Consider the following 24332-nt stretch of genomic DNA (forward strand, 5'->3'; position numbering starts at 1 on the left):
AATACAGTATTATTAATAAAATAAAGTTATTCCTAATGTTAAAATAAGGCCGGAACTCCTTAAAGTTCCGGCCTTATCTCCCCGCCATAACTTTTTAAAATTATAGCAAGTTAATTTAGTAAAGTCAATAAACCATTTCCTATATTTTACTTATCTGGCTTCTTTTTTTTATTAACCGCTGCATAGAGCGCCAGCATGAAGCCCGACAGTGCCACCATCACCTTTCCGGCATTGGACTTTCGTTCCCCTGTTTTAGGTAATTTTGCCAGAGGCACATTCCCATCATCAATTGTAACGAAATCCATCTGGCTGTCTCCCGGCATATTTGCCAGCGGCACCGGATCCGGTATTATGGTTACTGTACTTTGAGGAGTTCTTGGACCTGGACCATCATCATCTCCTCCATCCCCTCGGATTCTTTCATCCTGTATGGTAATTGTAAAGCTATTAATGCCATCAAGAGTCAGAGGTGTAATACTGGAGTTAATATGATATCCGTATGGTGCTCTCGTCTCCACAAATGTATACGTGTCTGCAGGCAGACGTTTTATTGAATATTGACCGCTGCTGTCTGTTTCAAATCTGGTAGCCTCTTTTTCATTGGCTGTATATCCGGCGAATGAACCATTATTCAGTTTCACATAACCGTCTTTAGAGGCCTTTACAATAAATTCTGCCCCACCCAGTCTGATATCTGCAAACACCGCATTGGTCTTAACTACAATCACTTTAGATGGCTGATTTTCAACAGCCCCTTTGGTTTTTTCTAATAAAGTAGGTTTCACATAAAGCTCGCTGGTTTCAGACTGACTTAAGGTAAATTCTCTGCTCCATGGCTGAGTCCCCAGTAAATATCCACTGGGCGCTTTCGTCTCTGTGATCCGGTACGTTCCATAAGGCAGGTTTGTAATTACTGCCTTTCCTGAAAGGGTGAAGACAATGGAACTGCCGGTTACATTATCTGGCGTCCAGGCTGCTCCGTCAGAGGCTGCCAGACTTCGATAACTGTCCCATGCTCCCGGTACCATGGTAGATACATTGGTAAGCATAAATTCCGCCCCAGCCAGCCTTTTATTTGTATCTTCACTGTCTACCTTTTCCAGGCTCATGCTTCCTGTACTGATCTGATTTGTTACGGTTAAGCTTACCTCAGAATCGTTATCTACCGAAACTGCCTTGCTGTTATCCTTTAAAATGCTTACCTTCCCTTTTTCATCCACTCTGATATAGAACGGTTCAATGGAATCATAGCGGTCAGTGGCAGCCTCTCTGATCTGGTAATCTCCGTGTTTTAAACCAAGACTTATAGTACCGTCATCCCCTGTAACAAAGGTCCCGTTTCCGGCATCCGGCAGGGTGTGGAACCGACTGGCTCCGAATACAGATAAAATTCCGTTATCCTCATACTTCCCAGGTCCCAGGATATAAAAGCTGATTCCACTTATGCTTCTTTTCAGATTATCTGTCTTCTTCAGCTTAATAACAAACTGTGCCCGGTCATTGACTACCTGGTTATCTTCGTTCAGCTTCGCATTCTTCTGGTCTGCAGAGAGGGTAAATTCAAATTCTGCTTTTCCGTTTAAGCTTAAATAACCCTCCGGTGCTTTTTCCTCCTTCAGCGTGTAGGTGCCATAAGGTATATTGCCAATATCAACGTGACCGCTTAACGCCGTAAATCGAATGCTGTCTCCGTCTTTTTTTACATCCCTGATTCCCATGGCTTCCAGTTCTTCCACACTGGTATCAAGCAGTTTATTAGCGAAATCTTCATATGTCCCTTCTATCTGCGTGGTTCTCTTCGTTAAAGAGAATTCCGCTGACGGAAGAAGTTTCTCTGTCACTCCATCCACCTTGTCAAAGGTCAGGTTTCCGGTTCCATAATCATTGAAGACAAGTTCACTTCCATCTGTTGTTACGATGCTGCTTTCACTGTCTGCCTTTAAGGTGACTTCATAGACCCTGCTGCCAGCTTCATATCCCGCCGGTGAAACCTTCTCTTTCACATAATAAGTTCCAAGAGGAAGCATCTGTGACTCACCCAATCCGTCAATTCCAGTTGTAATCGTACCTGCCAGTGCTGTTAATCCCTGATCAGAATAAATATCAAATACGGCTCCGGAAAGATGCATTTCATGGTTGTGGGACGCCGCCTTGTTAATACGTATCTTAGCCCGCTCTCTTGTATCAAATACCTGGATCCTGTCTGTATTACCAGTTTCCAGCACGGAAACTTCCGTGTCCGCAGACACACTGTAGTTTTCCGGGGCTTTTATTTCTTTTAAAACATAGTTTCCTGCAGGCAGACGTTTTATCGTTACCAAACCGCTGCTGCCAGTTGTAAAGGAAGATCCCTCCTCTTTTTTGTCTGTCAGACCGGTAAAGGAGTTATTGCCATCAAGGCTTACATACTTTCCTTCTGGTGTCATTAAAATAAATTCAGCATTGGAAAGCAGAGCATTTGTTGACTTATCCCGTTTCTCAATTGTCAGTTCATGAGGTGTATTAATAATTGCCTCATTTCCTGTCAGACTGATTCCTTCCGGTTCTTTCAGCTCAAACTCTTTTGTAAACCCATAATCACCGCCGAAGAGATATCCACTTGGTGCCTGAGTCTCCTTCAGTATATAGGTTCCGTATGGTATCTGGGTCAAAATTCCCTGTTTAGAATCTCCCAGGCCGTCTACCCGGAATGTTACAGAGAGGACATCCCCATCGGTTTTGGTTGTAACGAAAGAGACACCGGAGCCTGTCACATTACTTAAATATTTTTTAAATGCTCCATCTACCAGTGACGTACCGCTGAGTTCAAACCACGCTCCCGTAATAAGACTCTTACTTTCCCCATCCATTTTCTCAATCACAATGGGTGCAGTCAGCACATTGTTTGTTACAACCACATTGATTGTCTTCTGTTCCTGACTATCAAGAACAATCTCCGGCCTGTCTTTTGCGTTTAGCAGTGATACTGCTCCATCCTGGCCGATTCTGACATAAAACGGCTCTACTGCCTGATATCCAGGAGCTGGAAGCTCTGTAATCTCATAATCGCCGTAAGGCAGATTCCAGGTTACAACGCCATCATCACCGGTCTGTTTCACTTCATAACCGGTATTCCCCGGATCATTTACTTTAAACTTGTTTCTGCTAAATGGATTCCAGGTATTGCTTACATATTTCCCTGGACCTGAGATGGAAAATGAGATATCCTTTACTGCTTCATTTCCGGCGTTATCTGCCTTTCTGATGCTTAAACTGTATTCTGTTCTGGTATTCTCAATTACATTTCCATCTATATTGTTTAATTGTGCCTGCTGTCCATCCGAACTGATTTCAAATGCGGTTTCTTCCAGTTTCTTTGAGATATCATATCCGTCAGGAACCTGGATTTCTGAGAGAGTATAGCTTCCAAGGGGTATTCCCGTAATATGAACCGATCCGTCAGTAACCTTAAAACTTACGCCCTGACTGTTCTCTTTCACATCAGTTATTCCCATGGATGCGGATTCTTTCTTCATTGATGCAATCATAGCATCCCATGCATCTTTCACCACATCACTCTTTTTATTAATCTGGAATGAAGCACCGGCAATTTGCTCTTTGGTAATCCCGTCAATCTTTGTAAAATCAAGTGAACCGGCTATATACGAATCCTCTACTGTAACCGTACTTGGAATGGGATCAGCCTCTGTTTTAAACTCTTTACTCTTAAGAACCCATGCCTTTTGACCCTGTACCTGATAGGTATCCATTGCTTCCATATCACTGGAAACAGCGTTAGAAAGCTGGTAACCTGCGGGAGCACCATCTTCAACAATAATATAGTTCATGTAATACAGAAGCTCTCCTGCATTCCACACTGCTTCACCGTCTGTAAGCGTTGTTTTGCCTTGCGATACCGGAGTCTTCAGCGCGTTTGTATTAGTAATTTTTGTATTACGTAAGGAATCCATTTCCTGGTTTGTAAAAGGACCATATACCGTAAAATGAGCACCTTCAACCGGGTTTTGAGCTTTGTTTGTTTTCTTTACTGTTACACTTCTGTAAGGTACAAAGCCTATGTCCTTGGTTGTATCGTATTCCCCCGTTGTTGACCATAAGAAGAAATCTTCTGAGGAATATCCGTTTTTCGTTTCATTAAAGTTGCTGTCACGGCTTTCGTCGTAATTGACTCCACCCTCCAGCAATGTCTTTGGAACTCTGGATCTGCCAGCTTTTTTATTTTCTCCATCTGGCAGCATATTCGGCTTTGCAAGTTTTAATATCAGATCTTCAAAGCCTTTCGGCATAGTTCCTTCATTCACTTCAATTTGATAATGAGCCGGATCATCACCCTTTAAGCTGTTTAATTTCAGTGATGTACCACTGTACCATTTATCCTGTATACTCTCCGTAATCTCTGAGTCGGGGAGATCATAAGGCTTAGCCGGAGTCAGGCTGTCAAATAAGAATCTGGCATCTCCGGTTCCCGGTACCATAGAGGTCTGATCATCACCATTTTTACTAAACTTCAACAGGCTGACGTTGAAGTAACCACTTTGTAACAGTGGGAACAGATCGGTAAGCAAATGATCCTTGCTAACACTTTCATTCTGTATTCCGTTGTCATCATCATCAATCCAGATTCGTCCCGATACCTTTACTTTTCCAGGAACCAGAAGCACCTGAACGGAATTGCTGGTCTGCACCTGTGAGAATGGCTTTTCTATACTCTCAAGACTTGCTTCTTTATAACTATAGGCTGTTGCAAAATCATTGACAGCATATCCATAAGCAACATCCTCCAACTCTTTTGCCGTACTGTAGGGCACCACAGTCTTGTAGGTAACAACCAGATTTTCTCCTGGTGCCAGATAAAATTCAGGATCTGTGATTTTAATGCGGATGGCGGTAGGTTCACTGGAACTTGCCGACCAGAATCCGGAAGAGTTGTTATTTAGCATTGCATTCTTTCCGGCACTTGCCGTATCCCGATTATCAAATATTTTATTGGAATGCGAAATCTCATAATTAAATCCCTGAACTTTTCTTCCTGTACTTCCGGTATCTTTTCTGTTTTCAATTTCAATAGACTGAATGCTGTCATATTTCAAACGGAAATCACTAAGTCTTTCAAAATTACCGGTACTGTAATCTCCTTTAACCGGCAGAATATCCATAAGCTGCAGCTGGCTCACATAATCCTGCGCCGATGCATTGTTTACCATAAGCCGGTATAATACGGTTCCATCATACTGAGTAAGCTCGGTATCCTCTGCTGACTTCGCCACCTTACCAGTGGTAGTACCGGAAACATATCTGGTATCCAAATTACCTTTAACTTCTTTATAAAGCTGGATACCCGTTCCGGTGCTCATGGTATTTTCTGCGGAATCAGAAGCATAACCGTAGCTGCGGTATTTTTCATCCGGCAACAGCGCTCCAGACGGTAAATCATTGCTGGGCCACTTGGTACCAGAGCTGGTATTAATCATAAAGGAGGCTCCGGTATGATTCAGCGAAAATGCCGGTTGCAGCACATCGCTTGTTACAAACAGGGTGTTTAAAATGTTCTTACCATAATTAATAATATTTCCTGCAACTTTTGCTTTTACCGATACTGTAACAGACTCCCCTTTTTGCAGATTCCCATTCAGACGTATAAACAGTGTCTCACGCCCTGTTTCAGGGTCCACTTTCCGGACTGTCTTATCAATGGTTACACCAACAGGTGCCCGATCCAGTGCGACCGCAGTCAGCAGTCGCTCCTCTCCGGAAGTTTCTCCGGAAACGGATACTCCCAAAGGTACCAGATCAACAAGAACCGGCTTCTGGATAGGTGCAATTCCAGTATCACTGCTGGTGGTTGCGTTGGTTACAGTAAGCGTATAGGTAAGTATATCACCTGGCTGTACTCCCTTAACAGGATTTACATTTTTACTTACTGACAGGATTGGAGCCTGGCTCTGAACTACATTAATATCACATAATGCTTCTGCCTTGCTGACATCCTGGCCTGGATTTAAGGCTCCATTTACATCCCACTTCCGGTATTTCATAGATACATCTGCTTTGTTACGAATAAATTTAATATCCTTTTTGTAGCTTCCATCAGTAAGAGTTGCATCCTGACGATTCAGTTTCGCTGTAACAGCAATCGTTCCGGGTACAAAATCCTGCCCCAGTGTATAAGCGTTTTTGGTAGATCCCTTTAGCGTCTCATCCCGGTAACTAATCTTAAATGATTTGACTTTCCTGCTTCCAGCAGGTTTTATCTCACCAATTTCACCATCCCCGGATACGCTTACGGTCTGCACTGTACCAATTTGGCTTCCGTCAAATCCATAGAAGGTAACATCTGCCATAATGGTTCCTGTTCTTCCTTCCTTCAGACGGTTTACCTGAGCGGCCTTGCCTGGCTTAACAGAAAGAATAGTATACTTTTCATTGCTGTATTCTTTTTCATCAAGAACATTTTTACCTGAATCAAGCATAGTCAGTCCCTGGTCGGTTACTTCGTACTGATCAAGAGGAATGGTATTAACTGCTCCTGGTGTAAGGGTGTAGGTAACCACCTGGCCATCATTCCACCACAAATCTTTTAAAGAAGTGGTCTGAGTGGACTTTTCAAGATTTACTCCAGTCTTCTGCTTAACATTGGTAAATTCTAAGGGCGACGGAATAGTTCCTTTTTCAATGGTTACTTCCTTTTTATAAACGGTTCTGTTGTCATCCGGATTAATTACATATCCATCTGTATTTGGCGTAATAGCTGTCTCTTCTATCTCATAGGTTCCGGGAAGCAGCATAACTGTGGTTCCGCTTTCACCATAAGGCACTGAAACAATATCTCCCGCCTGTTTTCCGTTTTCTATATTTGTTACCTTTACAAATGCGCTTATGGCAGAGGACGGATTATCCTGTTTATTTACATCATTCTTAAACAGTTTTAATGGCAGCGCTTCCTGATTATGAACCGTAAACTGATACACTCCCGGAGCTTTGGTATTACTATCAGAAAGCACGTATAAATCTAGGTTCCGTATGGTCTCGCCATTCTTATTTAAATCTGCGGTCACGGGAAGAATGGTTCCGCTTTCCCCATCAAACGCCTCCAGCCGGAAGGTATCAAATCCATGATCCTTTACAGGCACTTCATATAACCCGTAAGAATATCCCGATTCCTGTTTCAGCCCCCGGAAAGAAAGTTTACCCTGGGCATCGGTGGTTCCCTCTGTTACATAGTTCCAGGTATTGCCGGCCTCTTTTTTATAAAGCTCAAAGGTGATTCCAGCTTTTCCGGCCTCTGTTTTACCATCTCCGCTGTATTTGGTAATCTGGAAATCAATGCCGCCCTGATTTTCTACGGTAATCTCCGTAGTCTTTCCGGTCTCAGCTGTCAATCCCTGTTCCGGAACTGCTGTCCCAATGGTTAAATATCCCATAGGGGCATTTGTCTCTTTCACATAATAGGTTCCCGGATTAAATGTTTTTGTAGATAATAAAAACTCATAAATACCGCTTGTTCCAATTTCTTTAAAGTCACCTACATAGGATGTCAGTGCCTGATCGGAATATAAGCTGAATCCAGCACCGGTCAGCTTCTTTGAAGAATCTGCTGAATCAACCTTAATTATGCGTATCTTAGCTTTTGCATATTGATTTACAACCCCTATGGCAACCGGAGTCTTGGTGGTAAAATCTGAATTCGTTCCTACCTGGATATAACCATCAGACCATAGTTTTCCATTGGTTACACCTGTTTCTCCAGTCAGCATCCAGTCTGGATTTTCCCGCTCTTTTACATAATAAGCTCCGCCTTCCGGATTCTGAGCCAGCTCAACTTTACCTTCCGCGGTATAATACCCGTCTGTTGCCGCAAAGTTATGAATCGTTACGGTAACTTGCTGGTTCTTCTCATCATATACCGGCTTATAGGCCTTTTGGGCATCAGAGTAGGTATAAACATCAAATACAACCTGAGATGGAAGTTTATCTTTAATATCCTGGTCATTTATAAACCCATCTCCAAAAATAAGTTTCTTTGTTATTGTCAGGGTAACCTTTTGCCGGTTCTCAAAGGTCACTTCCGTATTTTTATAAGCTCCGGTCATATCACCGGTTACAGCCACTATTAACGGTGCGGTATCAACGGTATATCCCTCGGGTGCTTTTGTTTCTGTAATACGATACCAGCCCGGCTGACAGTTCTTAAGGATATAAGAACCATTCCCCTGATCTTCCAGAGTTTTTGTCAAAGCTGTAAAGCCATCCCCTGGTTTGTCGTAAGCAGGATCTTCTACATTACCAAGAACACCTCCGTCTAAATCTGTACCCGGACGGAACTTCATGTATTCCAGACGGAACTCTGCTCCTTTCATGGAATCACCGCTTTGCTTATCCTCACCGTCTGTCTTATGTAATGTAAGCTGTGAAAGTCTTGGGTTTCTAACGGTCAGTGCAGCCAGAGGACTTGTTATGCCATCAGCAACCGGAACGAGAGTGACTTTGTTACCGTCTGCAACTGGCCTATAACCAACGGATACGGAATGTTGTTCGAAATAATAATCCGTTGCTGTATTTTCAGCGCTGCTTCCCAGTTTCTCACTGAGCACAGTATAGGTGCCGCTGTCAAGTCCGTTTAATACAGCAAGATATCTTCCGTCTCCCTGCTTTTGTGTAACAGCTGTGACCTGATTGCCTGAAGGAGTCTTTAGTGTAAACGTAATGCCTGAAAGTCCTTCTGGCCGCTCTCCGTTCCATGCTGTTTTTTCAATCTCAAGCTTTGGCTTTTGCGGATTGTAAACAGGTACTGTCAACGACGTACTGGCTACGGTAAAATACCTCCAAAGCCCGTTGTTACCGGTATACATGGTAATATATTGTTTGTTCTGTTCCGTAGTCAGGGTTTCCTTCATTTTATATAGACCGGAAGGAAGTCCGCCGGGAATTAAAATCTTGCCGGTACTGTCTGTTGTATAAGTGCCATATTCCTTATAATCATATCCAGATGCACTCCACTGATATTGCCAGACTTCAAACGCAACCCCTGAAAGAGGTGTTTTCTGAATATTCATCCCGTCTAGTTCGTCATCTGTTTTCTGGAATGTACCTGTATCTGGGGTATAACCGTATTTCTTAAGAGTAACCGGATATTCTTTAGAGACCTTGTTAATCAGCCTGAATTCAGTTGCTTTTCCAGAGTCCCAGAAATACTGCTCATCAATATAATCCTTACTAATTGGTACTGTCACATTTAAAACATGAAGTGTTGCATCCATCGTAACCTTAGATGGCGCATAAATCTCTTCCAGTCCCAGAACCAGCGTAACCGGTTTTCCATCTGTATTATATTGAAGAATATCTTTTGGATTCTTACCCAGTTTAGTAAGTTTATTGCTTATTTCATCAAGCCTGATAATTTTTGAAAGTGCATAGCCTGTTTTATGAGTTCCATCAGATTCCAATCCGGTTTCCACTACATCGATCGGCAGAAGTTTTTCATTATTTTCCGGATTGAGCAGCCATATCTGGAATTTTGCTCCGCCAAGCAGGCTATATTGCTTATCTGCTGTTTCCAGCCATTTATTTAAGGCAACCTGAAAATGATAATTTTCAAGTCCCGTACCTCCGCCAGAATGCTGATTGGTAATGACTGCTATCTTTTCATTTCTTCCACTCTGATAAGAGTGACGGATTTCATCATATCCGCTATATTCCCAATGATCAGGTACAAATACGGCAGCGATTTTTCCGCCTTCTTCCAGAAGATATCCCGGTGCGGCCTGGTCCTCAACCAGCCAGTATACATATCCGTCATCCAGAATCGTAGTATCAAACTGTCCATCCTGACGTTTACCTGTCTGGGGATCAATCCGGGTGCCGCTCTCATACTGGCCTTCTGTCTCAAATCTGCTTCCATCTGCTAAATCCTTCATCTGAATGGAGGCTAGATTCTTGGTGCTATCAAGCATTTTATAGAGTGTAAATCTTGCACCGTTTACCATGTGGCGCTCTTCATGTGTTCCTCCGCCAAACGTTATCCCATCACAGGTTTTCCATACGTTAAACTGGACCCAGGATTTATAATTGAATATTGGATCCGTATACCTGACCAGTGAATCTACATTTGCTGGAAGGTCTTTACCACTAAATGCAACTGCATTATACCGGGTTTGTAAATCTGCAACAGACAGACTCTTGGCAGGCTGACCATTCTCAAGTGGAAGGGGTTCTTTATTGCCCATATTTAATTCAAAAGGCAACTTGGATTCACCCTTTGTGGGAACCCGTACTTCAGCTACATAATATGTATCTTTACGGTCAATATCGTTGAACGTGGCAATACCATCAAATTCATTTGTTACCTGTGTCTGCACAAAATCTGCAATACCTGGCTGATCCCGGTTCACTTTATAAAGAGCCAGGTTTACATTTCCTAACGCCCGGTTCACCTCATAGAACTGATCATTCCAGCCATCACGCCAGTATTTCTGGGTACGAATGGTCAATTTGGGCTCATCTTTAATTATAAGAGGTGGGCCTGATGGCTCTCCATTTATAGTGTAAATAGTTTTCCCTTCTGTTAAAGTAGTTACCAATACTTCATGAGATGGAAGATATTGCGATGGTGGATTGATTTCAGCGATTACATATTTAATTTTATTTCCGTTCTCATCAAAAATTTTCAATCTCGGGTCATTAAAAAGAGCTTCTCCATTGGAATTTGTAAATACTCGCTGGAGAGGAGTCTTCTTTACGCTGTTCTCCCAGTCACCTGAATTAAACTCCTTCTCAAGGAAAATACCAAACTCTGCATTAGCTAATAGGCTTCCTCTAAGAGCATCTTGTTTCTTAACCAATATACTTCCCTGATTCAAATAATTACTTATTGGCTTACCACCTTTTTCCAATTTTATATCCATCTTTTGGAATTCTTTAGTTTGAGCCGCATCTACAGAAACAGGACCGTAATAAACTTCGTCATTGTGTATAATTCCATTTGTTTTATCCGAAAATAGAAATAACGGATTAATTACTTCTTTGTTCAGTACCTCTTTAAAGTAGTATGTACCCGGTGCTAGAGGTGTGTCTGTATTTGATTGTATTGTTGTAAAGTAATTAAAATTGTCATCTGATTTTTGAAAGACTTCAAAGTAAACTTTTATATTGGTATTTGGTGAACCAAATGCATCATATTGTGTTTTCTTCAAATTAATGATTTTATATGGTTTATTGTAAATTATGCGACTGACATCCGGTGATTTTATTTTATTTTCTATCCAGTCCTGCAACATTTTTTTTGTTATTGGCACATTGGGGGTTTTAAATTCAAAATCATCAATTTTTACATAATTTGTTGGTGCACTGATTTCTTTAACTCGGTAGCTAGTCCCTGGCTCCAAGGTGAGAAATATTCCTACTTTAGAAATCTTTCCATAAAAAATATCTTGTTCATTATCCAAGTTTGTTATTTTGAAGGTCGCACTTATGTCCCTGCTATTGTCTGTTATATCCTGTTTATAAAGCCAAAAAGGAACTTTCTGGGATATATTATAAGCCTTAACAATTGTGTCTGTTTCTCTACTGACTTTATATGGACCAATTAGAGAAACCTTTTCTCCATTAATCTCAACTTTTCCTTTGGTCTGCTCTTCAACTTCTGCCTCCAGGTAATCTGTATTTTCCACTTCACCCCAGTAATACGCCTTATTGATATCCAGATTTTTCACTATTATATTACCATATTCATCCGTGATATCCGTTGATACTTCAGTATAGTTAGTTTTATCAGTATCAGTGGCATAAAGTTTGAAATGATATCCACCTTTTGTATTATTCTGATTGATACTTATTTTGTTCTTGTTATTAACTATGGTCCAGGCTTCCTTCTGAAGTTTTAAAACTCCCTGCCTGTTATTTTTTATTTCAACTGAAGTTGTTTTTAATGGCACCAGAGTAAATTCTTTATAAAGGTAAGTTTTGCTGTTTTTTGTTTCAGTAGTAAAACCGCTTCCTGCAGGATTTCCATCCGAATAACCATCCGGAAGTTCTTCTACTACCCGGTAGCGAATCTCGCGGTTAACATTATCATAAACAGGAAGAACTGCTTCAAAACCGCTGTTACCATCCAGTGAATAGGTTTCCTTTGAATTTACGGAAACTCTGGTCCAGCTGTTTCCATCAGTAGTCGTTTCGAACCAAAAATGGTTATCAAAATTCCCTTTAAACTGTTGTGGAACGGACTGATAAGTCCCATCATCCTTTTGGAGCAGTTTTGTTACCTGAACCTTTGCCTGGTTTAAAGTATTAACCAGATAATTGCTGCCATCCTTTAAAACAGATGTTTCCCCTCTTTTTACAGTAACCGGGTACTCCCTGGTATCAATAATATACCCGTTTGCACTCTTTTCCTTAATTACATATTCTCCGGGAGTAACAGGCTTAAAACGTACCAGACCATTTTCATCAGACTGCACTGTTGTTACCTCTGTTAATGTACCGTTATCCTTTGTGTAAAGTGTAAACTGTGCACCTCTTAAGGCATTTAAATCGGTCTCCTTTGCGTCAGCGCTATCCCATGTACGTGCCTTCTTATAAAATTCAATTGCACCTTTTCCCACAACGTTATTAACGACTTTAACTTCCTTAATCTCTCCAGCCTTAATGGTAAATTGAATCTCCTGACTGTCTTTAAATGTCTTAGTATCCACAACTGCATAACTGTATTCTGTTCCTGCAGGCTTCTTTCCTTCCTTAATCACATAAGTACCAGGATCAGCCTGAATCTGAATATATCCTCTGTCTCCGGTTGTATATGAGATCGTTTCACCAGCTTCATTGGATGGATTAACAGCTATAGTTCCTTTTTGAATACTTTTACCGTTTGGATCTAACACAGTATAGTTGTCATAAGGTGTCTGGTTTCCCTGGGCATCAACGGAATAAATCTCAAATTCAGCAGATCCGGGATATTCCTTTTCCATCGTCAGACCATACGGTTTTAAAACTCCGATTCCTTCATCCAGCATTTTGGTTATCTGAATGACAGCTGGTTTATTAACCTCATGAACCGCTACCGCAGCTTCAGAATCATCTTTCATAACCTGGCTGGTTCCCAGTTTTACATATTCCAGATGTGCCTGGTTTAAAACAGTAAATACTGTAGAATCATTGACACGAGGATCATTGTATTTTAAAACAAAGGGTTCAAATGGATACCTGGCTGTAACCAGATAGGAACTGTAGGTAGGTGCCAGATCCGATACATAAATATGATCAGCCCCGTTTTGCCCCTGTGTCTTATAACTGTTTATTACTATAGAACCATCTTCCTTTTGATCTACAGGAATGCTGTTTCCATCGCCCCATTTTGCTGTAACAGATATTGGCTTCATCTCTGCGGGAGCATTGGGTGTTGTTATAGAAAGATTATCCGTAATATGGAAGGAACCTTCTTTAAATCCGGTACGCCCATAGGTCTGATAAACCGTGCCATCAGGCTGTCTTGATATCTCTCCCTGGTTTCCATACATTCCCACTTCTATCGTATAGGTAATGTCCACGTATTGAGGATTCCCCTGATTATCATTAATGATATCGTAAGACTGATCCGTTGGATAAACTCTCTTTTTAATATGCCACTGATCATCGGATATTAATTGGAGCTGGGTCTGTGACGGCTGTGTGGCATAAGTAACGGTTGGAATGTTTCCGGGATAAGTAACTTTATCTTTATCTGTTTTATCCGCAACCTTAACATCAGCATGAAATGCAACGCTGTTGTCTGGAAGGGTAAAGTTTTCTCCCACCGCTCTTTTACCATTTCCGTCTATGTACGCGTTTATTATGATATTATCCGATTTACCCGGACGTATGGAACGATTTTCGTCGCCTGCCTGAATTTTATAAACGCTTTTCTCGCTGTCTGAAGTGTCAAGTTCTACTTTTCCCTTCTGCTCTTCCAGGGTGATTCCAGCAGGAACAGTAAAATAAATGACAGCATTTTCATAAGTATCAAACAAAGACAATTTACCGCCCGCTGCATATTCATAAAGAGGTGCAGCCTGCATGGTATAAGTAATTGTATAAGTAAAGAGCTTCCCTGCCTTGATTTCTCCGGTCATACTCTGGGCAAGGTTGATTTCTACCGTTTCTTTTTTATCTGTGGCATCTTCTCCATAATAGCTTAATGCTGTCTCATAGGGTGTAAGCTTCGCCTCATCGCTTACTTCCATATTCAATAATGTGATACCATAGCTTGGAACTACCATAGAGAACGAAGGTTGAACAAATAAGGAAGTCAGGCTAAAGCCACTGTCTTCTTCACTGCTAACTCCCATTAATGCAGACTTTTCATCACCAGATAATACCTTTCCATCTCCAATAGATACAATATCTGCACTGTCAAATTGTTCCGGCGCAGAAACTGCCTCTGAAGGAGTGGCAACAGTATCCTGTGCTTCTGATAGCACCGGAACCTGGTGTCTGGAGATAGAAAGCTGCTGACTACTTATTTCATTTTTGCTAACAGTCACCTCATCACCAGATACGGAATTACCGGAATCTTTACTACCTTCCTCCGGCTCAGCTTTTTCTATTTTTACCTCATCCTGTTTAACATCCTCTGTCTTTTCTTCTCCAGTCTCGTCTGAGATGGATTCCTGTGATTCATCTTTACCCGCCTGTGTTTCAACAGGTTCCGATTCATTCTCCGTTGATGAAGCAGCTTTGGTTTCTGTATTTTCAGTACTGCCCTCATCCTTATTACCTGAAGTCGTTTCATTGGCCTGTGTTTCAGCAGCCGTTTCTTCTATTGTCTCTGCTTTTGTTCCTGCTGCTGCAGCTGCTCCTGTAGAACCTCCAGTTGCATTATTTCCACCATTCTGTAATGTGGCTTCCTCTGAATTTTCTCCCACAACCGCATATTCATCCATCTGGGCATCAGTGACAACAAAATTATCACTTACAACCCTGAGACGGAATTCGCATTCCCGATCTTTATAACCATTCACACCAATAATCTGAACGCTCTGAAGAATAGATTCCTGTTTAATACGGTCTGATTCATCAGTTTCAGAAAAGGGTTCGCCATCAAGAACATCGGAAACAACCACAAGGTACATGGCCTTTCCTTCTTTTTTCTGAAGAATTAAGGTTTTTCCTTCCAGCTCTTCATACAATTTTTCCGTAACCAGATCTTTTTGCTCCCCTTTAAACGGAATCAGATCTTCTTTTAATTCAGGTCTTCTGTCAGCATCCTTTTTAAGGACTTTTTCTATTGCAGACTGGGTGACTTTGACATCGATAACTTGTTTTGCCTGTGATGGCGTTGCTTCCGACGGAGATGCCTTGGACGCATTGGATGGACTAGCCGTATTTTGTTCAGTATACTCTCCCGCATAAACCGTAATTGCGGTAAGCTGTGATACATTTCCCGAGACAATGGCAATTGTTAATAACCAGGCAAGTACCCGCTTAAAGCGATGTATTTTTTTCATTGCTCCCTTCATTTTCACACCCTCCTATATATTTTTTACTCTTTCTAAATTCGTCTTCTATTTTAAGCCATGAGATGGCAATATTTCCCTCTTTCTCAGTATACATGAGACCGGTTACAAGCCAGTTATTTTTGGTTACATAATCATTTTTAACCAATTAATTTTTATGCTTGTTTTCTCACTACTTTGTATGCTTTTTCCCTTAATTCAAGTACATTTTTCATTACTTTTTAACACAAAATTATAACTTGATTCTAACTGTTAACTTAACATATATTTGTTGTTTACATTTATTGTTCTGTGTGATAAAAATAACAGATATGATTGTTAAAGAAAAAATGAGAATTGGTATTAAAGTTGCTATCTTGACAGAACGCCTGATTAATTCTAAAATAGATCCAACTGACTAATTTCTAATTACAAAAAAGAAGGTCTTAAACATATGATACAAGATATTTTTCCCCACGTATTTCATAACGAATTTGAAGTAAAATCACCCACTGAAGACAGCTGTTTTTTCTATTTTTCAGAAGGGAGCATCTGTCTGACAGAAGGCAAATCCAATACAATTCCCCGATTCTCCGCATTAGAAGATGAGGTTCGTAACCGATTCATGTCCCATTGTGATTATTTATTTTCCATCGATCAGATGGATTTTTTTCTGGTAGACGAAACCAGCGTATCACTGGCGGATACCCCCGGTATCAGTCTTTTCAAAAATAGCATATTGCGGGAATTAACCCCCATGTGGGTATCTTTTTCAGCTGTGTGTGCCTCCCAGCTTCACCGCTTCTACTCCTCTAACCGCTACTGTGGTTGCTGCGGATCAGAGATGATTAAAAGCAAAAAAGAACGCTCTATGGTTTGTTCCTCCTGCGGTAACACCGTCTATCCAAAGATTGCACCCGCAGTGATTGTTGGCATCATCCACGACGGAAAGCTGCTGCTTACGAAATATGCAGGCAGGGAATATACACGCTATGCACTTCTTGCTGGTTACACAGAGTTTGGTGAAACCTTAGAGGATACGGTAAACCGGGAAGTCATGGAGGAAGTAGGTCTGCGGGTAAAAAATATACGGTACTATAAAAACCAGCCATGGGGCTTTTCAGATTCCATTTTAATGGGCTATTGGGCAGAGCTGGATGGTTCTCCACAAGTCACACTGGATGAAACAGAATTATCCACAGCTGTCTGGATGGCTCCTGAGGATATCCCCGATGATTTTACCAATATCAGCCTGACCCATGAAATGATTCTGTTATTTAAAAATGGTAAAATAAACGAAACCCAGGAGTAAAAAAGCCTGATCAGGCTTTCCTTCCTGGGTTTCTGTAAAAAGTTGCATATCCATTTGCAATAAGAATTCCATCTTTCGGAACCTGTGAAAGAATTAATATTACATTTAACACATCAACACACGCGCCTCCAGCATTAAATACACTTAAAAAAATGAGATAAGCACTTAATCGACCGAAAACAGCGAAAAGAAACGGTACTGCAAATGAGAGAATAAAAAGCGGCATAAGTGATATGACCACCATTCTTTTTCTGGTAAGGATTTCTTCCGTAAATACAAAACCAAACAGTCCATTAAATCCCCAATAAGTCTTATCTGAATTTCTTATTCCTGGTATATATGCCGCATGAATCAACTCATGAATGAGAAGGTATAAAATCATTCCTAAGAGATAATATAAAAACTCTATGCCAATGGTAATTTCCAGGGAAAACCCCTGCTGTCCGGAAAGCAGATTCTTAAATGGCGGGTATAAAAAATAACACCATACTGCTGCGGATAACATCAGGATCAAACTGATAGGCATAGACCATAAAATTGCTCCCGATACAGACCTTGGTTCTTTTAAACGAAACCAGCCTTGCTCTTTCAGTTTTCTGGTTGTGTCTTCATTCTCCGGTGGTATTTTTTTAATAAATTTCATAGTTTGTCACCTCAATTATTGCATAATAGTTCTTATATATTATATATCGCTTTGCGACAATATTAAACAGTGATATTCCCGGATTTTTTAACGTATATAATTTCAATCAAAGGAGTTTTTATAAAATTAACCGTTTTAGTTGAATACGCTAAAATCGTTTGTAAAACTGAAACTGTCTTAGGAGTAATTGGAGGATTTCATCTTTTTCAAACAGGCACAAGGCTTGAGCAGACAATTCAGTATTTTCTCGATAATAACATTAAGGAATTATACCCTTGCCATTGCGTCTCTTTTAAGGTTAAAGCCGAAATAAACAGCCGCCTCCCCATCCATGAAGTAGGTGCTGGACTGACAATTACAATTTAACAATTGACTTACGACAGCGTTGCAGCCCATTTTGCCGCGCTGTCAATGCTTTCGGGATTTTTCTTAGGTTCCACAAATGCAATCTCACCTAAAAATTTATTCTCCGGCAATGCCTCCTTTAGCTTTGCAAAACACTTTGCTGCGCCTCCCCCGCCATGGCTTGCAAATATTGCAATCTTTTTATTAACAATCTTATAATCGTTAACAAAACTTCTGATAGGTGGAGCAAATGATCCCGCCCAAACCGGAGTTCCAATGATAATTGTTTCATAACAACTCAGATCAATGCTTTCGTTTGTTAACGTGGGCTTATCTCCAAAAACAACACTTTTTCCACCCCAAAAATACTTTCCAATCCCCTCTGTCGGATACTTCTTACTAGTCTTTAACTCAACAACATCCGCATTTAATGTCTCTCCAATTTTTTCCGCTATCAATTTTGTATTGCCTTCAAATGAAAAATATACAACTAAAGCACTCTTCATTATGATTCCCCTTTCTCAATTATAATTTTCTTTGCTTCTACAGCCCAATCCTTCATTGCAGAATAAACATGTACACCACACAGCGCAGTCAGGTGGCTATAAGTAAAATCAATCCCCTCACACGTTAACTGGCTAAGATTCTCCATACAGTCCTTCATTTCTTTTACCAGTTCTTCATTTCTCCTGATAAAATCATCCAGATGTCCGATTAATACTTCCGATTCAGTATTCTCTCCAAAAGAGATCTTAAGTAGTATTTCATATCGGAGCTTTTCAATCTCCGGTTTCTCCCGCAGCCATTCCGAAAGTTCTTTTCTGCCCGCTTCGGTAATGCTGTATACGATTTGTCCCCGTCCGTTACCATGCTCTCCCTTGTCGGAGCAGACAGCTAATCCCTGGGCAACTAATATCTTTAAAGTGGGATATATCTGTCCATAGCTTTCCTGCCAAAAATGACTGTATTCATTTTCAAGCCATTTTTTAATGTTGTAACCGGTCAGCGGCATACGGGCAAGCATTCCCAGTATTACATATTTTGACTTTCCAGTGTTCTCCTTCATTTGTATTCCTCCTGCGTTTATATAACATAATGATATATCATATTGATATATAAATCAAGTGAAAATTTCAACAAAATATAAAGCTGAATGTCCTTATCAATGCTCATTTTTCTATTTATGGCATGAAGAGAATGGTAATAGAACGTTACCTATGATATAATATCCACCAAAAGACATTAAATTAAAAGCGCAGATACAAAAAGATTTTTTAAGGCGGCGAAAAAATGACAAATGAAAAAACAGAAAACAAATACGCTGATTACGCGTTAAAACTAAAAATAAATTGCATAAATTGCAGCGGTTTATGCTGTGTTTCTTTATATTGCACAAAGACAGATGGATTTCCTGAAAACAAAGAGGCTGGAATACCATGTACATATCTCGACTCTGATTATGGGTGTAACATACATTCCAAACTAAGCGAAAAGAATTACAAAGGTTGTATCGCTTATGACTGTTTCGGCGCTGGACAAAGAGCCACTCAACTCTGTCTGAAAAATGGCACTTGGAAAACAAATCCCAAACAGGCAGACATGATATTCGAAACATTTATGATTGTATTTCAGCTTCATCAGATGCTATGGTATTTGGTGGAAGCATTTCAGTTAACATCTGATAATAAATTAAAATCAACCATAGATGAACTGATACTGGAAAATGAACAGATAGCAGAAATGCTTCCAGAAAATTGTTCAAAGACAGACCTTTCAGCATACCGCTTAAAAGTAAATACCGTTTTAAAACAAATAAGCACCCAAAATTCAATCAGTACATCAACAAGCAGGCATTCTGACATGATGTATCTGGGCAAAAATTTTAAAAAAGCAAATCTGGACGGAAAAGATTTCAGTATGTCACTGATGATTGCATCCGATTTTACAGGGTGCAGTTTGAAGAAAACCAATTTTTTAGGTGCTGACATCCGTGATGCCAACGTTAAAGATACGGATTTAAGTGAGTGTATATTTTTAACACAGATGCAGATCAACTCTGCAATTGGAAATAAAAACACCAGGTTGCCGGACAATCTAAGCCGTCCGGCAACCTGGAACTAACAACGTTAAATATTGTATTTTAATATCTTTCAAGTACAATTAACCCGTCACCTTTAAAATCATGCATGGACACAGAAGTTTCTCCAACCTCAGGAGTCAGCCTGACTCTGGCGGTTCTTCCAGTGGCCAGATCCACCACTTTGCCGTAATATCCTTTCAGTTCCTTTTCAATTACAAGCTTTGTCGTATAAGGTACATAGATAAGATACCGCTCATCATTGGTTACAGCCATCCGAATCTGCTCTGATTTCTCAAGTAAGAGCTCCTGCGCAGGGATCAACTCTTCAATACCATTGACTTCTAAAAAGTTAGCAATAAACCCGTAATCCCAGGCACCGGGAAAATGAATTGCCTCCCAGGCAGGGAACGCCTCATCAAACCCTTCACCCAGTACAGGATTGGCTTTCTTTCCTGTTTTTTTCCAGTTCCAGATTCCATGGGCTCCATACGTAACCCCGGCACATGCGCCAGACAAAATTCCGCTCCACGCTGCCTTACGTAAGTCATATGGCTGAAAACGTCCGTACATCTTCCGGCTGTATCCCATCTGCTCATAGCAGGGTTCCGCGTTTACAATCGGTTTTACCGGATAATCCCTGTAGAATTTTTCAGCAAGGAGATACGCCATATCCTGTCCCTCTGCAAAATGCCCTGACTGGTACATATAAAAATCCAGGCGGTTTAAAAACTGTTCCGGTATATAATCATATCCTCTCTTAATATGCATGGTTTTTAATGATTGGGGAGATTTCTCACATACCGTTTTAAGCGCTGCTTCATAATAAGAAACCGCCTCCGCCGTATCAAAATCCGTATCTCCGCTGACAACATAGATGGGATCAAACTCATCAAATACTTCCACTATTTTTTCCGTATAAGTACTGACAAACTCCTCCGGCATTACATTTAAATCTACCACTCTGCTTCCCCAGGTTCCCGGAACATAATTAAGCCACAATACAACCAGAGCCAGCTGAAATCCTTTATTAACAGCCATGCGGCACATCTGCCGTGCTCTTTCATAATACGCTTCATCCCACTTCGTAAAATCAAATTTCTGACCATCCTCAGTGTAAAATGGATATACCCCCACATCGGACATACATCTGTCCCATTGCGGCATTGTATTGATCTGCAGCACATTGAATCCCTGAACCCAGCGTCTTTCCAGATACTCTTCCCACTCCTCCAATGTAATTGAGGTAAATGCGCTCCAAACCGTATCTGCCAGATAAAAGAAATTCCGCCCCTCCAGTGTAAACCCCCTCTTGTTTTCATGTATCTTAAGTCTGCTCATGGAAAACCTCCAAATCTTTTATTACCTGGGAATACAACGAATCATACATTTTCCTGCCACAGCCTTTTTTTCCTCTGTAGTTAAAATATCTGCATAATCATTGCTGTTTGTTACCAAAACCATGGTAGTTACATCATAACCTTCCTGCCTGATACTGTTTAAGTCGGCCTTTATAAGAAGATCACCTTTCTTAATCCTGTCTCCAGTTTTTACCAAAAGCTCAAAAAATTTACCTTCCAGTTTCACCGTGTCTAAACCAACATGAATAAAAACCTCAGCCCCCTGATCCGTCATGATCCCCACTGCGTGATGATATGCAGTTTCAACTGTTCCATCACAAGGTGCATAAAATGTGCCGTCATCCGGTAAAATTGCACTGCCTTTTCCTAATCCTCCTCCTGCAAATACAGGGTCCTTTACTTCAGATAATGACAGGATGGTTCCGTTTACAGGCGCTGCTAATTCTTCTTCCTGTTTAACCACATCGGCAGAAGTCTCTGTTGTTGTTTCTTCAAGGAGCATATCATCACTAAATCCAAACAGATACGTACATATGGCAGATCCAAAATAGGCAATCGCGCATGCCACACAGAATCCTGCAAATCCCACTCCGATATAACCAGTTAAGGTAAGAAGGCTGGTCCCTAAAACGGTAGGAGCTCCTGCACCAACTGCTGCAGTGATTGCTCCTGCAATACCAGAGAAAAATGCTCCGATAAAGAACGGCTTTTTGTATTTTAATGTTACTCCATAAATGGCTGGTTCTGTAATACCGGCAAGTACTGCTGAAAGTGCTGCAGGTCCGGCAATATCTTTTACTTTTTTATTCTTAGTCTTTAAAAACACTCCGAGCGCAGCTCCCGCCTGAGCAAAATTGTTCGGCCCAGTTATAGTAAACAGAGTATCTCTTCCATACTGTGAAATGTTATTGATAACAATGGGAATAAATCCCCAGTGAAGTCCAAACATAACCGCAGCCGGCCATACAAGTCCCAGAATAAAGCCTGCAATAATCGGATTGACAGAAACAAGAGCTGTATAACCTCCTGCCAGCATTTTTCCCGCAAAATCAGAAACCGGACCAATTACCAGGAAAGTAGAAGGGACCATAATGACGAGCGATAATAGAGGTGTAAAAATATTCTTAACTATATCCGGAAGAATACTCCTAAGTCCTCTTTCCAGCTTAGAAAGTACATAAACGGAAAGAATAATTGGAATTACAGATGAAGTATAGCTTACAAGAACCACCGGAATATTTAAAAATGTCAAAGACTCTTTTGCTGCAAACGCTGCAGTTATGTTCGGATACATCAGTGCCGAAGCGATTGCCACTGACACAAACGGATCTGCCTTAAATCTTTTGGCTGATGTATAGGCAAGGAAAACCGGAAGAAATGTAAATACCCCGTCTGCCGCAGCAAATAAAATACGGTAGGTTCCCATATCCGTTGACAGCCAGCCCATTGTTGTAAACAGAATCAGGAGTCCCTTTAATAAACCGGCTCCTGACATCGCTCCCAGTATTGGCGCAAAGATACCGGAAACTGTACTCATGAACATGTTAATAATATTTTTATCACTACTCTTTTTATCGTCCGTATCCATATCCCCGGCCTTAATGGATGACGTTGCTAATATTGTATCATACACATCTCCTACTGCATTTCCGATCACTACCTGAAGCTGACCACCAGCTTCCACCACCGTTATAACTTTTTCCGTCTGGCTCAGCCTTTTTTTATCAACTTTAGCCGGATCTTTAATCTGGAAGCGCAGTCTGGTTGCACAGTGTATCAGGGAATTAACATTACCCGCTCCCCCTACGCTGGCCACAATCTGTTTTGCCAGCTCATCGTAATTTTTCTTAGCCATGATTATCCCTCCTGAGATTGAGTCATACCTTTAATACCTTCTTTGTATTACGTTTTGTAAACTCATACTAACACCCGTTTTTTTCTCAATCAATCCCCCTCGGACATTTCTCCGTATCAATCAAAACACCCTAGAAAACCCCCACGATTTTCCATGTTTTTTATGCATTTATGATAAATATTTAAATTTAATTTAAAAACTATTACTTGTAAATGTACTTGTTTTTATCAAAAACACTTTCTCCCTCCAGCAGTCTGGTTTTGTAATAAACCCGGACCATCTCCCCTTCTTCATTTTCCATATGCCTGATCAGATGACTCATGGCTGCTTTATGCCTCATTGTATGGGTTCCCTTTATTAGTGTAAGATTTATTCCAGGTATACTAAGATTCGGAAGTGCATCAAACCCAATTAAGGAAATTTCTCTCGGCACACGTATATTTCGTTCCAAAAGAGCTTTGCTCACTCCCAGGGATACCACAGAGCTTTCCAGAACAAAAGCGGTTGTTTTTCTGAGACCTCCATCCAGATACCGGTTCATAGCATCATATACCTCATCAATCTGGTTTCCCAAGCGGATAATGCGGCTGCTTCCGTCTCCACAGTGACGTTTCTCCATTTCCTCTACAAACGCTTCTCTACGCTCTGTAAAATTAAAGATATCAACCTTTTCTGCAAGATAGGTTATATAGCTGTGCCCTTTATCAACCAGATAATCTACCGCTCTGCAGATTCCTTCTTTATTATCAATCAGAAAGCTGTCCATCCCCTGTTCATAAAACAGATTGTCTCCCACCACTACAGGAATTTTAAGCTGGCCAAAAGGATAAATATCACTGTAATTCATTTCCGCTGCCATCATGTAGATTCCCTTTATATTTCCGTTCCTGCATTTATCCAGCAATTTCTCCAGACTTCCTGTCTTTTCATAAAACTCCTGGTAATCAAACCGGTATCCCGCTTTATTACAGATGTACTCAAAATCATCAAAAAGCAGAGGGTTCCGTTTATTTTCCCTCTGCTTTAAAATAATCCCATGCTTAATATAGTTAAGCATCAGCACAGTTCCCTTACTTTCGGTATACTCTGCCCTTAACCTGCTGTTATTTTTCTCTTCTTCCATCAGAATATAATTCTGAATCCGCTTTCTTGTTGAGGGTTTAACCCCGGGCTTATTATTTAATGCCAGAGAGACGGTCGCCGGTGAAATCCCCAGCGCCGCCGCAACATCCTTTGCTTTCAGCCGCATAGCCGTATCCTTTCTTTTATGGTCTT

Annotated in this window: 9 protein-coding genes; 2 read left to right on the plus strand and 7 right to left on the minus strand. The window is 40.8% G+C overall.

Going from position 1 to position 24332, the window contains the following annotated elements:
• Window positions 1-146 precede the first annotated feature (146 nt).
• Window positions 147-15488 (minus strand): doubled motif LPXTG anchor domain-containing protein, encoded by a 15342-nt coding sequence (locus ACOAOT_RS21100; protein WP_420218757.1) that lies wholly within the window; start codon window positions 15486-15488, stop codon window positions 147-149.
• A gap of 430 nt (window positions 15489-15918) precedes the next feature.
• Between ACOAOT_RS21100 and nudC the strand changes: the two genes are divergently transcribed.
• Window positions 15919-16776 carry an NAD(+) diphosphatase gene (nudC, locus tag ACOAOT_RS21105; protein WP_420218758.1) on the plus strand — a complete coding sequence of 286 codons (858 nt, stop codon included), beginning with the start codon at window positions 15919-15921 and terminating at the stop codon, window positions 16774-16776.
• 10 nt (window positions 16777-16786) lie between these two features.
• Here the strand turns inward: nudC and ACOAOT_RS21110 are convergent, their stop codons facing one another.
• From ACOAOT_RS21110 to ACOAOT_RS21120, 3 genes are all read right to left on the minus strand, one after another.
• A complete protein-coding gene (locus ACOAOT_RS21110) occupies window positions 16787-17419 on the minus strand; it encodes a DUF3267 domain-containing protein (RefSeq protein WP_420218759.1) in 633 nt (210 codons plus the stop codon).
• A 374-nt stretch (window positions 17420-17793) separates the two neighbouring features.
• The gene (locus ACOAOT_RS21115; protein WP_420218760.1) at window positions 17794-18270 is read right to left on the minus strand and encodes a flavodoxin family protein; all 477 of its coding nucleotides are present in this window, start codon (window positions 18268-18270) and stop codon (window positions 17794-17796) included.
• Window positions 18270-18830: a PadR family transcriptional regulator gene (locus ACOAOT_RS21120; protein ID WP_420218761.1), complete on the minus strand. Its 561-nt coding sequence runs from the start codon at window positions 18828-18830 to the stop codon at window positions 18270-18272. Before ACOAOT_RS21120 ends, ACOAOT_RS21115 begins: the two co-directional genes overlap by 1 nt.
• A gap of 224 nt (window positions 18831-19054) precedes the next feature.
• On the opposite strand from ACOAOT_RS21120, the gene ACOAOT_RS21125 reads away from it, so the two are divergent.
• Window positions 19055-19885 carry a pentapeptide repeat-containing protein gene (locus tag ACOAOT_RS21125; RefSeq protein WP_420218762.1) on the plus strand — a complete coding sequence of 277 codons (831 nt, stop codon included), beginning with the start codon at window positions 19055-19057 and terminating at the stop codon, window positions 19883-19885.
• Between the two features lie 19 nt (window positions 19886-19904).
• Here the strand turns inward: ACOAOT_RS21125 and ACOAOT_RS21130 are convergent, their stop codons facing one another.
• The 3 genes from ACOAOT_RS21130 to ACOAOT_RS21140 form a co-directional block, all read right to left on the minus strand.
• Window positions 19905-21182, minus strand: a complete 1278-nt coding sequence (locus ACOAOT_RS21130; protein ID WP_420218763.1) for a glycoside hydrolase family 140 protein — start codon at window positions 21180-21182, stop codon at window positions 19905-19907.
• A gap of 21 nt (window positions 21183-21203) precedes the next feature.
• Complete coding sequence (locus ACOAOT_RS21135; RefSeq protein ID WP_420218764.1) at window positions 21204-23057, minus strand: beta-glucoside-specific PTS transporter subunit IIABC; 1854 nt, start codon at window positions 23055-23057, stop codon at window positions 21204-21206.
• A gap of 202 nt (window positions 23058-23259) precedes the next feature.
• Window positions 23260-24306 carry a LacI family DNA-binding transcriptional regulator gene (locus tag ACOAOT_RS21140; RefSeq protein ID WP_420218765.1) on the minus strand — a complete coding sequence of 349 codons (1047 nt, stop codon included), beginning with the start codon at window positions 24304-24306 and terminating at the stop codon, window positions 23260-23262.
• Window positions 24307-24332 lie beyond the last annotated feature (26 nt).

This window comes from Lacrimispora struthionigena, assembly GCF_048627165.1.
In the GTDB taxonomy this organism is placed as follows: Bacteria; Bacillota; Clostridia; order Lachnospirales; family Lachnospiraceae; genus Lacrimispora.